Here is a 12075-nt window from a genome sequence, read left to right as displayed (position 1 = left end):
GCCTCGAAACGCAGCATGGCGCAATTTTTCGCGCAACCCGAAGGGCTGGGCCAGTTTTTGCGCGGCGCTGCGTTATTCGTCGTTCATTTGGAACAACCAAACTTCTCTCCTCATGCCTTACTCCGCGCAAAAACTGGCTCCGGCGCGGCCGTGAACGAAACGGGGGCAGACCCTAGTGCAGCGAGCCCGGTACAGCCAGGCGGAAAGGCGCGATCACGGCATCGAAGCGTTTGCCGTCCTCTGCGAGCATCTGGTAACTGCCCTGCATGATGCCGACGCGGGTGGTCATCACTGTGCCGCTGCTGTAGGTGTGGCTAGCACCGGCTTCGATCAGCGGCTGCTGACCGACTACGCCGGCACCGCGGACCTCCTGCACACGGCCATCACCATCGGTGATGACCCAGTGGCGGGACAGCAGCTTGGCCGGCAATTCGCCGTTGTTGCTCACCGTAACGGTGTAGGCGAAGGCAAAACGGTTCTGTTCCGGCTGCGACTGCTCCGGCAGGTAGCGGGTCACGACGCTGACGTCGATGTGGTAACGCGGATCGCTCATGCGTAATTAACTCGGTAGGCAGAAACCAGTCTAGCCACTGTCAGGCGGCGTTGGTGTGCTCAGCCAGTTGATCCGCCAGGCGTACAAATGCCGCGAGATCCAGCTGTTCCGGGCGCAGGCTGCCATCAACCCCGGCGGCCTTGATGGCCTCAGCAGGCAGCAGCGCCTTGAGGGTGTTGCGCAGGGTTTTGCGGCGTTGGTTGAACGCTTCGCGCACCACGCGCTCAAGCAGGCGGTGATCCTTGGCGGGATGCGGCAGGACCTCGTGCGGCACCAGGCGGACAATGGCCGAATCGACCTTCGGCGGCGGATTGAACGCACCCGGGCCGACATTGAACAAGTGCTCCACGCGGCAGTGGTACTGCACCATGATCGACAGGCGGCCCCAGTCGCCACCACCCGGTTCTGCGGCCAGGCGCTCGACCACTTCCTTCTGCAGCATAAAGTGCATGTCGCGAATCAGGGGGGCGTTATCCAGCAGGTGGAAGATCAGCGGCGTAGAAATGTTGTACGGCAGGTTGCCAACCACGCGCAGGCTGTGCGGCGCGGCCTGCAGCTGAGTGAAGTCGAACTTGAGGGCGTCGCCCTGATTCAACCGGAAGCGCGGGTTGCTGCCGAACTGATCTTGCAGGATCGGCACCAGGTCGCGGTCGAGCTCGATCACGTCGAGCTGCGCGCCGCTGTTCAGCAGGCCCTCGGTCAGCGCGCCCTGGCCTGGGCCGATTTCCAGCATGTGCTCGCCTTCACGGGCGTGAATGGCGCGCAGGATGCGGTGAATCACCCCAGCGTCATGCAGGAAGTTCTGGCCGAAACGCTTGCGCGCGCGGTGTTGGTATTCGGACATGCAGCAGCTCCAGGCTTCACGCCAGTGGCGTGAGGCGAATGTAACGCGGGTAGAAAGCCCGGCAGTTTAACAGCATTGGCGACTTGCGCCCTGTGCCGGCCTTAGCCATCAGCGGCTTTTCAGTTGGCTGGCGGCCATTTCATAGGCGGTTTGCAGGGCAACCTGCAGGCTGCCGCAGTCGATCTGGCCCGTGCCGGCCAGGTCCAGCGCAGTACCGTGGTCAACCGACGTGCGGATGATCGGCAGGCCTAACGTCACGTTGACCGCCGCGCCGAAACCCTTGTACTTGAGCACTGGCAAACCCTGGTCGTGGTACATCGCCAGCACCGCATCGCAATGCTCGAGGTGTTTGGGAGTAAACAGGGTGTCGGCCGGCAATGGGCCGATCAGCTCGATACCCTCTGTGCGCAGCTGCTGCAGGGTCGGCTCGATAATTTCAATTTCTTCACGGCCCAGGTGGCCGCCTTCACCGGCATGGGGGTTGAGGCCGCAGACCAGAATACGCGGGCGAGCGATGCCGAATTTCGTGCGCAGGTCGTGATCGAGGATGCGCGTGACTCGGCTGAGGCGCTCGGGGGTAATGGCGTCGGCCACGTCCTTGAGTGGCAGGTGCGTGGTCACCAGCGCCACGCGCAGGCCATGGGTGGCGAGCATCATCACCACCTGTTCGGTGTGGGTCAGCTCGGCGAGAAACTCGGTGTGCCCGGAGAAAGCAACCCCGCCCTCGTTGATCACGCCCTTGTGCACCGGCGCGGTAATCATCCCGGCGAAGTGGCCGTCGATACAGCCTTGACCGGCGCGGGTCAGGGTTTGCAGCACGTAGTGGGCATTCTCCGGGTTCAACTGGCCGGGGCTGACCGCTGCGGCCAATGGCGTGTCCCAGACATACAGACTGCCAGCAGGCGCTGCCTGGGTCGGCCAGGCTTCTGGGCCGACATTGATCAGCTCAATGTCTAGCCCTAGCGCCTGGGTACGCTCAGTCAGCAGATCGCGGCTGGCAATGGCGATCAGGGCGTGCGGCTGCGCCTCACGAGCCAGTAGTAGGCACAGATCGGGGCCTATGCCGGCAGGTTCACCAGGGGTCAGGGCAAAGAGGCGGGCAGTGGTCATCGGCAGGCTCTCGTGTATCAAGCGGGGAGGGCAGTGGTCTTTGTGACTACATTATGCGTCGCTGCATGGGTGCAGCGCAGAAAAAAGCCCGGTTATGCGTGGGCATGAACCGGGCTTGATCTGCTGCTTCGCGAGGACGCGTGCCTGTCAGAGTTTGGTCTCGACGTAGGCTTCGTCGCGGATCTGCCGCAGCCACGCTTGCAGCTCTTCATCGTACTTGCGGTTGCGCAGTACGGTCATGGCTTGCTGCTCGCGGAACTGTGCGCTGCTATCCGTGGCGCGACGGCCCATGACTTCCAGCACGTGCCAGCCATATGGGCTCTTGAACGGCGTGGACAGCTCACCTGCCGGCGTGTTGTTCATCACTTCACGGAATTCCGGTACCAGGGCGTTAGGGTCGATCCAGCTCAGGGTGCCGCCATTGAGTGCGGAGCCCGGGTCTTCGGAGAAGTTCTTCGCCAGTTCGGCAAAGTCCTCGCCTGCCAGGATGCGTTGGTAGAGGCGCTCAACCAGGCGTTTGGTCTCGGCCTCACTGCGGATTTCGCTGGGCTTGATCAGGATATGACGCACGTTGACTTCGTCGCGCACCTGATTGCCGCCACCGCGTTTCTCCAGCAGTTTGAGCATGATGAAACCGCCAGGCGTGCGCATTGGTTCGGTGACTTGACCGACCGCCAGGGCGCTGATCATGGCGTCGAACGGTGGCGGCAGCTGGCCGGCTTTGCGCCAACCCATTTCGCCGCCTTCCAGTGCGGTTTCGCTGGCCGAGCGGGCAATCGCCAACTGAGCGAAGTCAGCGCCCTGTTGCAGTTGCTGATACAGCTCACGGGCTTGACGGTCAGCCGCCTGGATATCTTCCGGAGAAGCACCTTCGGTAACTGGAATCAGGATGTTGGCCAGACGGAATTCTTCCGACAGCTGCATCTTGCCCATGTCCGAGGCGAGGAAGTTCTGCACTTCCTGGTCGGTGACCTGAATACGTTCAGCTACACGGCGCTGGCGTACGCGGCTGATGATCATCTCGCGACGCACCTGGTCACGCGCATCGTTGTAAGACAGGCCATCTGCCGCCAGGGCGGCGCGGAACTGCTCGATGCTCATGCCGTTGCGCTGAGCGATGGTGCCAATGGCCTGGTTCAGCTCTTCGTCGGTGATGCGGATGCCGGAGCGCTCACCGATTTGTAGCTGGATGTTCTCGATGATCAGACGTTCCAGCACCTGCTGGCTCAGTACATGCTCAGGCGGCAGTGCGGCGCCGCGCTGGGCGATGGTCTGCTGCACTTCACGCAGGCGTGAATCGAGCTGGCTCTGCATCACCACGTCGTTATCGACAATCGCTACAACGCGGTTGAGCGGTTGTACTTCAGCCTGCGCCGCAGTACCCAGAAACAGCGCGCCCAACAGCAGCGGGCGCACGCAATCAGAAAGCTTTGTCTTCACGTTCACGATAACCTTGAATGCCTTGGTCGAGGAAAGTCTCAACTTTATTGCCGACTACACCGCCCAGACCTTTGAGCACGATCTGCAGGAAAATACCGCGGTCTGCCTGGTCGTTCAGCGACGGGTTCAGGCTGACTTCGTCATAGTCGATCCAGTAGCGGTTGATCAGGCGCAGTTTCCAGCAGCAGCTGTCGTACTCGAAGCCGGCAAAGGCTTCCAGTGTACGGTCGCGGCCGTAGTCGTACTGCCAGCGGGAGATCACGCTCCACTGCGGCACGATCGGCCAGATGACCGAGAAATCGTGCTGGTTGATCTTGTAGTAGTCCTTGATGTACTCAGGCGTGCCGGGAGTGCCGTAGTCGCTGCCGAAACCCCATTCGCCTGTTGCTTGGTCATAGCGAACGGTATCGTTGCGATAGCGATAACCTGCGTTGATCACCTTGTTCGGGTTGTCTTCAGGCTGGTAGTGGAACATCGCACTGCCGGAACGGGTGCTGCCGCTGTCCGGATCCCAGTTGAAATCCGAGGAGAAACGCCAATCGCGGTTAAAGCGATAGAGGTACTCGAGGGCATACGGCGACACCGATGCAGTTGCATCACCGCGGGTGCGGTAATCAATACCGGGTAGCTGTACCTTGCGGTCTTCGAAATAGACGGCCTGGCCGATGCTGAAGCGCTGGCGTTCGAAACCATTCGGTTCGATCCAGCGGCTGGTTACGCCCAGCGACAGGCGATTCTCATCACCGATACGATCTTTGCCCGAAAAGCGGTTTTCACGCCATAGCGAGGAGTAGCTGAAGGTGCTTTCGCCAGTGTCGAAGACAGGAATATCGGTCTGGTCTTCTTCTGGTACATACAGGTAGAAAGCGCGGGGTTCCAGCGTCTGGCGGAACTGGGTACCGAACAGCTGGGTGGAACGGTCGAAATACAGACCGCTGTCCAGGCTAAACATGCCTACGCCGCGGCTTTGGCTGCTCTTGTAGGTTTGTTCGGCGAGCAGGGTGTTCTTGCCCTGCTGATCCAGGCTCAGGTCGTAATTGGTTTGCAGATATTTGACCTGAGGCTTGAAATAGCCCCAACTCCAGTTCAGCGGCAGGCTGACGCCTGGCTCGACATGCAGGCGCTCACCATTGGCGCGGGCCAGGCCTTGCAGGCGGGTGTCGTACCACGGTGTACCAACGGTGCCGTTGGCGTTAAATGGCCCGCCGTCTTCGTCAATAAAGTTGCCTTTACGCAGGCTGCGATCGAAACGCACATATTCCGTACCGTAGCTGAAGTTCACACCAGCTGGCTTAAATGGCAGTACGCCATCCAGCGTCAGCTGCGGCAAACGGTTGTACGGAGTGATATCGGTGATATTGGCCAGCTCGTAAGCGTGCGCATTCAGGCGCGCGACGTAGCTGTCACCTCGGTAGGTCAGGGTGCCACGTTGGTTGACATAGCTGGTATAGCCAATGCCCAGATCGGTGTTTAGATCCTGGAAGTAGTACGGGTCGCTGATGTCGGTGTAGTCAACCTCTGCCAGCAGGCGCGAGGTCAGGCCGGTCTTGTGCTGCCAGCTGTACATCCAGCGCTGGTCTTCGTACTCGGACTGCAGTTTGCGGTCGTCGTTGCTGTCGTCCAGGTAAGCGGCGCCGAACTGGCCTTCGCTGTTCTTGGTGAGGTAGCGGAATTCGCCTTCCATCAGCAAGCCGCGATCGCTCATATAGGTCGGGTACAGCGTGGCGTCGTAGTTCGGCGCCAAGTTGAAGTAGTAAGGCGTTTGCAGGGTCAGGCCATTGTCGCTGGAGCTGCCGATGCTGGGTGGCAGGAAGCCGGACTGACGACGATCATCGATTGGGAAGTAGATATAGGGTGTGTAGAACACCGGAATATTCTTCACCCGCAGGGTCACGTTGGTCGCGGTGCCGAACCCGGTGGCTGGGTTCAGAGTGATGTTGTTGCCCTTCAGGTGCCAGGCGTTGCTGCCAGGTTCGCAGCTGGTGTAGGTGCCGTCTTTCAGGCGGATGATCGCGCTTTCTTCACGTTTGGCGTAGAGCGCGCTGCCGCGAATGTGGCTCTTGTGCAGAACGTATTCGGCGTTATCGACCTTGGCTTCGCCGTTGTCCAGTTGCAGCTCGGCGCGGTCACCCACCACCAGCATGCCCTGGTCGCGCAGACGCACATTGCCAACCAGCTCACCACGGTTTTCTGCCTGATGCAGGTTGGCTTCGTCTGCCTCGACCTGCATGCCGGCCTGACGCAGAACTACATCACCGGCGAGGGTGGCAACCTGTTGTTCCTGCTGATAGCGCGAAGCCTTGGCCGAGACGAACATCGGCGCTTCGTCCATCGGCGTCTTGTCGTCCATGCCCGGGCGAGTCGGCTCTACATACGCGCCGGCGCAGTAAGGGCCGGCTTCTGCCAGCTGGGCGGCGGTGAGGTTCTCACGCGGTACCCAATCAAGGTGGCTGTAATCAGCGCTGCGTGAGGTCAGGCCTTTGCCACGGCTCTCGGTAACCAGCGTGGTTTGCGCTGCTTGGCTCTTGCCGGGTTCAGTGTTGTCATCAGCCGCCTTGCTGCTGGCAACCGAATCACGTTGTACTGGCCGGGCGGGCAGTGCAGCATCGCTGGCTTTCGGGGCGCATGCCCAGCCGCCGGTGGCGGAAACCTGGCAATCATACTGCTCAGCAGCGACAGCAAAAGGGACGGCTACAGGCTGTAGCGCCAGAAGGCTGCCAGTGACCAGTAGAGGGAATTTTTTACGAAACGCGGGGTATTTTACTGCCATCTTATTTTTTCCGGGCTTCCTGCGCGCCATTGGCCCTGAGGCCGCACGCCTCTCGATGGGCTTGAAAAGATGCTGGATAATAAAGCATGACCCGCGCAACGGCTAGCGCCGTCGGAGACCTTGTAATGCCTGATGAAGATGTACGCCTGAAACTCCTCGAAAACTGGCTGGATCAGCAGCTGCCTGGGCTGTTTGCCGAACAGGGCTGGGGCGCTGTGCCGGCTGCCAGCCTGACATCGGCGAGCAGCGATGCCAGTTTTCGCCGCTATTTTCGCTGGCAGGGGGCTGGGCGCAGCCTGATTGTGATGGACGCGCCACCGCCGCAGGAAGATTGCCGGCCCTTCGTCAAGGTGGCTCAGTTGCTGGCTGAAGCACGGCTCAATGTGCCGCAGATTCTCGCAGCGGACCTTGAGCGCGGCTTTTTGCTGCTCAACGATTTGGGGCGGCAGACCTATCTGGATGTGATCAACGAAGGCAATGCGGATGAGCTGTTCGCCGATGCCATGCAGGCACTTCTGGCTTTCCAGCAGTTACCGATGAGCACGCCGTTGCCCAGCTATGACGATGCCCTGCTGCGTCGTGAGCTGCAGCTGTTTCCCGAGTGGTATGTACAGCATCACCTGGGCGTGACGTTGACGGCTGCGCAGTTGGACCTCTGGCAGCGCGCCAGTCAGTTGCTGATCGACAGTGCTCTGGCGCAGCCCAAGGTGCTGGTGCACCGTGACTATATGCCGCGCAACCTGATGCTCAGTGAGCCGAATCCGGGCGTTTTGGATTTTCAGGATGCTGTCTACGGCCCGGTAACGTACGACATCACCTGCCTGTTCAAGGATGCCTTCCTCAGCTGGCCCGAGGTGCGCGTACGCAATTGGCTGGAGCAGTATTGGCAGCAGGCGCTTGCTGCCGGTGTGCCGGTTCAGCCGCAGCTTGAGGATTTTCTGCGTGCCAGCGACCTGATGGGGGTGCAGCGCCACCTCAAGGTGATCGGCATCTTTGCGCGTATCTGCCACCGCGATGGCAAGCCCAAGTACCTGGGCGACGTGCCGCGTTTCTTCTCTTATATAGAAGCAGTGCTGGCGCGGCGTCCTGAGCTGGCCGAACTGGGTGAACTGTTTGCCAGCTTGCCGCAGGAGCCCGCATGAAGGCGATGATTCTGGCGGCAGGCAAAGGTGAGCGCCTGCGGCCGCTGACTCTGCATACGCCGAAGCCGCTGGTGCGTGCCGCTGGCGTCCCGTTGATCGAGTACCACGTGCGCGCTCTGGCGGCCGCCGGGTTTACCGAGTTGGTGATCAACCATGCCTGGCTCGGGCAGCAGATCGAGGATTACCTGGGTGACGGCGCGCGCTTTGGTGTGCGTATCGCCTATTCCGCAGAAGGCGAGCCGCTGGAAACCGGCGGTGGAATTTTTCAGGCCCTGCCGCTGCTTGGCGATCAACCCTTTGTGCTGGTCAATGGCGATATTTTCACCGACTACCCCTTTGCCCAGTTGCGCCGCCCGTTAAGCGGTTTGGCTCACCTGGTGCTGGTGGCTAACCCGACGCACCATGCGGGCGGTGATTTCTGCCTGCAGGGCGGCCAGGTCAGTGATGCTCAGGCGGGGGAAGGCAACTTGACCTACAGCGGGCTGGCGGTACTGTCGCCCGCGTTGTTTGCCGAGTGTCAGCCGGGGGCGTTCAAACTTGCGCCCTTGTTGCGCCAGGCCATGGCTGCGGGCCAGGTCAGCGGTGAGCAGTTTGCCGGGTGCTGGGTGGATGTTGGCACCCATGAGCGCCTGGCTGAAGTCGAGCGACTGCTTGAGGCGCGGGCTTAAGATGATTTGGCCTGCCACTTTGCTGGGTGCTGTTGCCGGGCTCGCGGTGGCCAGTATTCCCGGCGCGTTGCTCGGTGCGCTGATCGGTCAGGTGCTGGATCGGCGCTTGCGGCTGCAGTCCTGGGCGGCGCTGCGTGAACGTCTGGGCGGGCGTGCAGCGCCGAGTGATGAGTGGCTGTTGTTTGTACTGCTCGGGCGGTTGGCGAAGAGTGCCGGGCGTGTGCTGCCTGCACATATCCAGCAGGCGCGGGCAGAGATGCAGCGACTGGGCTTGAATGCCGAAGGGCAGCGCCAGGCGATTGAAGCGTTTGCGCAGGGAAAGACGGGGCGTGACAGTCTGCGTGGGCCGTTGCGTCGTCAGCAGGCGCGGGCTGAAACCTTGCTGCGTGCCTGTTGGCGTATGGCTTGGGCCGATGGTCAGGTCAGCCAGGCGGAGCGTGAGCTGATCATGCTTTGGGGCAAGTGGTTGCAGGTGGCGGCCGCGACCCAGGCGCAATTCAGTGATGCCTATGCGCCGCAGCAGGGGCCGCTGGCGCCCACCGCCAGCAACGCCTATCAGCGCGCGCTGAACTTGCTGAATGTGGCTGCCGATGCTGAGCCGGCGCAGATCAAGCAGGCGTATCGGCGTCTGCTCAGTCGCCATCATCCCGATAAGTTGGCCGGCAGTGGTGCCAGCCCGGAGCGGGTGCGTGAGGCCACGGAGCGTACCCGTGAATTGCACCAGGCCTATGACCTGATCCGCCAGCGTCACGGCTTCCGCTAGGCTGGCAGTGGTGCACTAAGCGGCTGATTACTTCGCCTGCACTTTTAGGCTCAGCCAGCCTTTGATCCGCCGATAAAGCTGTTCCTGTTCGGCTTCGCGATTGCCCGGCAGTGCCTTCATGGCTACCTGGATATACGCCGGATGTTTCTGCCGTTTGCTGGCCTGTGAGCGCTTCAGTGCTGCCTGGCGGTCAGCGACCTGATCCTTGTAGTAGAAGTCACCTGTGGCCAGTTGCAGTTGTGGAATCAGTTCATCCAGCGGCGGCGTGAAACCGGCGGGCAGTTCGGCGGCGACCAGCAGCAGGTTGCTGACCTTGGCCGGCTTGCGTTCGGCCAGGTAACGCGCGGCCCAGTACGCGCCGCTACCATGGCCGAGCAGGACGATGGTCTTCGCCTGTTGCTGCTCGGCAAAGCCAATACTGGCCTCAATGCGCGCCAGGACGCGTTCGGCATGTGCCTTCTGCCGCTCTTCCGGGCTTGGCGTTGTGCTCGCAGTGGGCGTGCTCTCGGCAGTTGCAGCTGTGTCCGTTTCGGCTGTGGCTTCAGTCGGTGTGGCCTCGTCGACAGGTGCACTGTCGGTATCGGCCTGCGTGTCAGTTGCAGTCGGTGTGGTGGCTTCCGCAGTAGCGTCGCGCAGGGGCGGCGCATCGCCGCTGGGATCCGGCAGGGTCAGGCTGAGGCTGTGCCAGCCACCATCGGGCAGCTTGCGGCGCAGTGGGCCAACGCCCTGCGGCCAGTCGGCATTCTCATCATCGCCCGGCACGAGAATCACCGCGCCGCTGGGCTCGGCGACATTGGCCGGTAGCCAGAGGGCCAGAAAGCTTTCATCGCCCGCCTTCAGTTGCTGCTGTTCCTTTTGTTCCAGGCGTTGCTCCAATGCGGTGGCTTCCACTTCGCTGCGCTCGGGCAAGGGTGCGCGCGTTTCGGTGGTGGGTTCGGCGGGGGCGGCATCGTTTGTGCCTGGAGCATCGGGCGCGGGTGTGGGCTCTTCTGCATGCAGTGGACCGGTCGATAACAGCAGGCTCAAGGCCAGTGCGGCAGGGCGCAAAAACATGGGGCTCTCCAGCGAATATCGGGTCTCAGCAGCCTAGCCGTTCCTGCCGGTGTTTGTCAGGTGCTTCACGCGCGCGCCAGGCCTTGGATCGGGCTGGTACAATGCGCGCCTTCCGTGAATACCACCGAGGTGCGTCATGCAACCCTTCGCCATTGCTCCGTCGATTCTGTCTGCCGATTTCGCCCGCCTGGGTGAGGAAGTGGACAAGGTGCTCGCCGCCGGTGCCGACATCGTGCACTTCGATGTGATGGACAACCACTACGTGCCGAACCTGACCATTGGCCCGATGGTCTGCGCCGCGCTGCGTAAGTACGGCATCACCGCGCCGATTGATGCGCACCTGATGGTGCAGCCGGTGGATCGCATCATCGGCGACTTTATCGAGGCCGGTGCCAGTTACATCACCTTCCACCCGGAAGCCTCGCTGCATATCGACCGCTCGCTGCAGCTGATCCGCGACGGCGGCTGCAAGGCTGGGTTGGTGTTCAACCCGGCCACTCCGCTGGACGTGCTCAAGCACGTGATGGACAAGGTCGATATGATCCTGCTGATGAGCGTTAACCCCGGTTTTGGCGGGCAGAAATTTATTCCGCATACCCTGGAAAAGCTCAAGGAAGCCCGTGCACTGATCGATGCCTCTGGCCGCGAGATTCGTCTGGAGATCGACGGCGGGGTGAATGTGCAGAACATTCGCGAGATCGCTGCGGCAGGTGCCGACACCTTTGTCGCCGGCTCGGCGATCTTCAATCAGCCGGACTACAAAACGGTGATCGACGCCATGCGCGCTGAACTGGCTCAGGCTCGCGGATGAGTCTGCTGCGCGAGCTGTTCCAGGGCGAGTTACCGCGCCTGGTGATGTTTGACCTGGACGGCACCCTGGTGGATTCGGTGCCGGATCTGGCCGCAGCCATCGACAAGACTTTGCGCGATTTGGGCCGACCGGCTGCCGGTGTGGTTCAGGTGCGCAACTGGGTTGGCAATGGCGCGCGGGTATTGGTGCGCCGCGCTCTGGCGGGTGGCTTGCAACATGAGCATGTCGATGAGGCGCTTACCGGGCAGGCGCTGGAGCTGTTTATGCAGCATTACGCCGACAACCATGTACTGACCGAGGTTTACCCCGGCGTGCGGCCGGTGCTGGACTGGCTGCGCGAACAGCGGATGGAAATGGCGATTGTCACCAACAAGCCCGAGCGCTTTGTCGCACCGCTGCTCGATGAGAAAGGCCTGGGCGGCTATTTCCGCTGGATTGTTGGTGGCGACACCCTGCCCCAGCAGAAACCTGATCCGGCGGCGCTGCTGCATGTGCTGCAGTTAGCACGGGTTGAGGCTGCTCAGGCGCTGTTTGTGGGGGATTCCCGCAATGACGTGCTTGCAGCCAAGGCGGCAGAGGTGCAGTGCGTAGCCCTGAGTTATGGCTACAACCACGGCCGGCCGATTGCCGAGGAAAACCCGGCGTATGTGCTCGATTGCCTGAGCGGTCTGCTGCGTCCTGCCGAGCCCGCGTTTTTGCCGGGGCTTGCGGGTTGATTCGCTTCCGGCCCTGCGCTAGTGTGGCCGGAGTTCAATCCCGCCTGAATTAAGAGAGTTTCGTGGTGGTCACCTGCACGCGCTGGTCGGCAAGCACCGACATGAAAATCATCAAGGCCCTGGCCCGTTGGCGCTGGCGCCTCTGACCTGATTCTGGCCGCTACGGCGGCGCGTCTGCACTCGACCGTTTTAACCTCAAGCCACG

The 12075-nt window shown here is 61.7% G+C and carries 10 protein-coding genes and 1 pseudogene; 5 read left to right on the top strand and 6 right to left on the bottom strand.

Going from position 1 to position 12075, the window contains the following annotated elements:
• Positions 1–172 precede the first annotated feature (172 nt).
• The 5 genes from apaG to ACOCLD_RS00195 all read right to left on the bottom strand — a co-directional run bounded on the left by apaG (position 173) and on the right by ACOCLD_RS00195 (position 6717).
• The gene (gene apaG / locus ACOCLD_RS00215; RefSeq protein WP_233685259.1) at positions 173–553 is read right to left on the bottom strand and encodes a Co2+/Mg2+ efflux protein ApaG; all 381 of its coding nucleotides are present in this window, start codon (positions 551–553) and stop codon (positions 173–175) included.
• 40 nt (positions 554–593) lie between these two features.
• Positions 594–1397 (bottom strand): 16S rRNA (adenine(1518)-N(6)/adenine(1519)-N(6))-dimethyltransferase RsmA, encoded by an 804-nt coding sequence (gene rsmA / locus ACOCLD_RS00210; RefSeq protein WP_422910391.1) that lies wholly within the window; start codon positions 1395–1397, stop codon positions 594–596.
• Positions 1398–1505: 108 nt separating this feature from the next.
• Positions 1506–2507: a 4-hydroxythreonine-4-phosphate dehydrogenase PdxA gene (gene pdxA, locus ACOCLD_RS00205; protein ID WP_422910390.1), complete on the bottom strand. Its 1002-nt coding sequence runs from the start codon at positions 2505–2507 to the stop codon at positions 1506–1508.
• Positions 2508–2654: 147 nt separating this feature from the next.
• On the bottom strand, positions 2655–3953 hold the full coding sequence (locus tag ACOCLD_RS00200) for a peptidylprolyl isomerase (protein WP_422910389.1): 1299 nt from the start codon (positions 3951–3953) through the stop codon (positions 2655–2657).
• Positions 3928–6717, bottom strand: coding sequence for an LPS-assembly protein LptD (locus tag ACOCLD_RS00195; RefSeq protein ID WP_422910388.1), 2790 nt, complete (start codon positions 6715–6717; stop codon positions 3928–3930). The genes ACOCLD_RS00200 and ACOCLD_RS00195 overlap by 26 nt, the downstream gene beginning before the upstream one ends.
• Positions 6718–6842: 125 nt before the next feature.
• Here ACOCLD_RS00195 and ACOCLD_RS00190 point away from each other — a divergent pair, with 125 nt between their 5' ends.
• The 3 genes from ACOCLD_RS00190 to ACOCLD_RS00180 are packed head-to-tail and all read left to right on the top strand — an operon-like array spanning position 6843 to position 9290.
• Positions 6843–7859 (top strand): aminoglycoside phosphotransferase family protein, encoded by a 1017-nt coding sequence (locus ACOCLD_RS00190; RefSeq protein WP_422910387.1) that lies wholly within the window; start codon positions 6843–6845, stop codon positions 7857–7859.
• Positions 7856–8527 carry an N-acetylmuramate alpha-1-phosphate uridylyltransferase MurU gene (gene murU, locus ACOCLD_RS00185; protein ID WP_422910386.1) on the top strand — a complete coding sequence of 224 codons (672 nt, stop codon included), beginning with the start codon at positions 7856–7858 and terminating at the stop codon, positions 8525–8527. The genes ACOCLD_RS00190 and murU overlap by 4 nt, the downstream gene beginning before the upstream one ends.
• Before the next feature lies 1 nt (position 8528).
• Entirely contained in the window at positions 8529–9290 is a 762-nt protein-coding gene (locus tag ACOCLD_RS00180) for a TerB family tellurite resistance protein (RefSeq protein ID WP_422910385.1), read from the top strand.
• Between the two features lie 27 nt (positions 9291–9317).
• On the opposite strand, the gene ACOCLD_RS00175 is transcribed toward ACOCLD_RS00180, so the two are convergent.
• Positions 9318–10343, bottom strand: a complete 1026-nt coding sequence (locus tag ACOCLD_RS00175; RefSeq protein ID WP_422910384.1) for an alpha/beta hydrolase family protein — start codon at positions 10341–10343, stop codon at positions 9318–9320.
• Positions 10344–10479: 136 nt separating this feature from the next.
• Between ACOCLD_RS00175 and rpe the strand changes: the two genes are divergently transcribed.
• Positions 10480–11154, top strand: a complete 675-nt coding sequence (gene rpe / locus ACOCLD_RS00170) for a ribulose-phosphate 3-epimerase (RefSeq protein ID WP_422910383.1) — start codon at positions 10480–10482, stop codon at positions 11152–11154.
• Positions 11151–12016 (top strand): annotated as a pseudogene (locus ACOCLD_RS00165) (phosphoglycolate phosphatase). The gene rpe and the pseudogene ACOCLD_RS00165 overlap by 4 nt, the downstream one beginning before the upstream one ends.
• Positions 12017–12075: the final 59 nt, after the last annotated feature.

It is taken from the genome of Pseudomonas cimarronensis, from assembly GCF_049331905.1.
Taxonomy (GTDB): Bacteria; Pseudomonadota; Gammaproteobacteria; order Pseudomonadales; family Pseudomonadaceae; genus Aquipseudomonas.
This window is presented reverse-complemented; position numbering and strand designations above follow the sequence as displayed.

Coding starts and splice junctions, on each gene's coding strand:
- pdxA (WP_422910390.1), bottom strand. CDS start 2,507: ATGACCACTGCCCGCCTCTTTGCCCTGACCCCTGGTGAACCTGCCGGC.
- rpe (WP_422910383.1), top strand. CDS start 10,480: ATGCAACCCTTCGCCATTGCTCCGTCGATTCTGTCTGCCGATTTCGCC.
- ACOCLD_RS00195 (WP_422910388.1), bottom strand. CDS start 6,717: ATGGCAGTAAAATACCCCGCGTTTCGTAAAAAATTCCCTCTACTGGTC.
- murU (WP_422910386.1), top strand. CDS start 7,856: ATGAAGGCGATGATTCTGGCGGCAGGCAAAGGTGAGCGCCTGCGGCCG.
- rsmA (WP_422910391.1), bottom strand. CDS start 1,397: ATGTCCGAATACCAACACCGCGCGCGCAAGCGTTTCGGCCAGAACTTC.
- ACOCLD_RS00180 (WP_422910385.1), top strand. CDS start 8,529: ATGATTTGGCCTGCCACTTTGCTGGGTGCTGTTGCCGGGCTCGCGGTG.
- ACOCLD_RS00190 (WP_422910387.1), top strand. CDS start 6,843: ATGCCTGATGAAGATGTACGCCTGAAACTCCTCGAAAACTGGCTGGAT.
- ACOCLD_RS00175 (WP_422910384.1), bottom strand. CDS start 10,343: ATGTTTTTGCGCCCTGCCGCACTGGCCTTGAGCCTGCTGTTATCGACC.
- apaG (WP_233685259.1), bottom strand. CDS start 553: ATGAGCGATCCGCGTTACCACATCGACGTCAGCGTCGTGACCCGCTAC.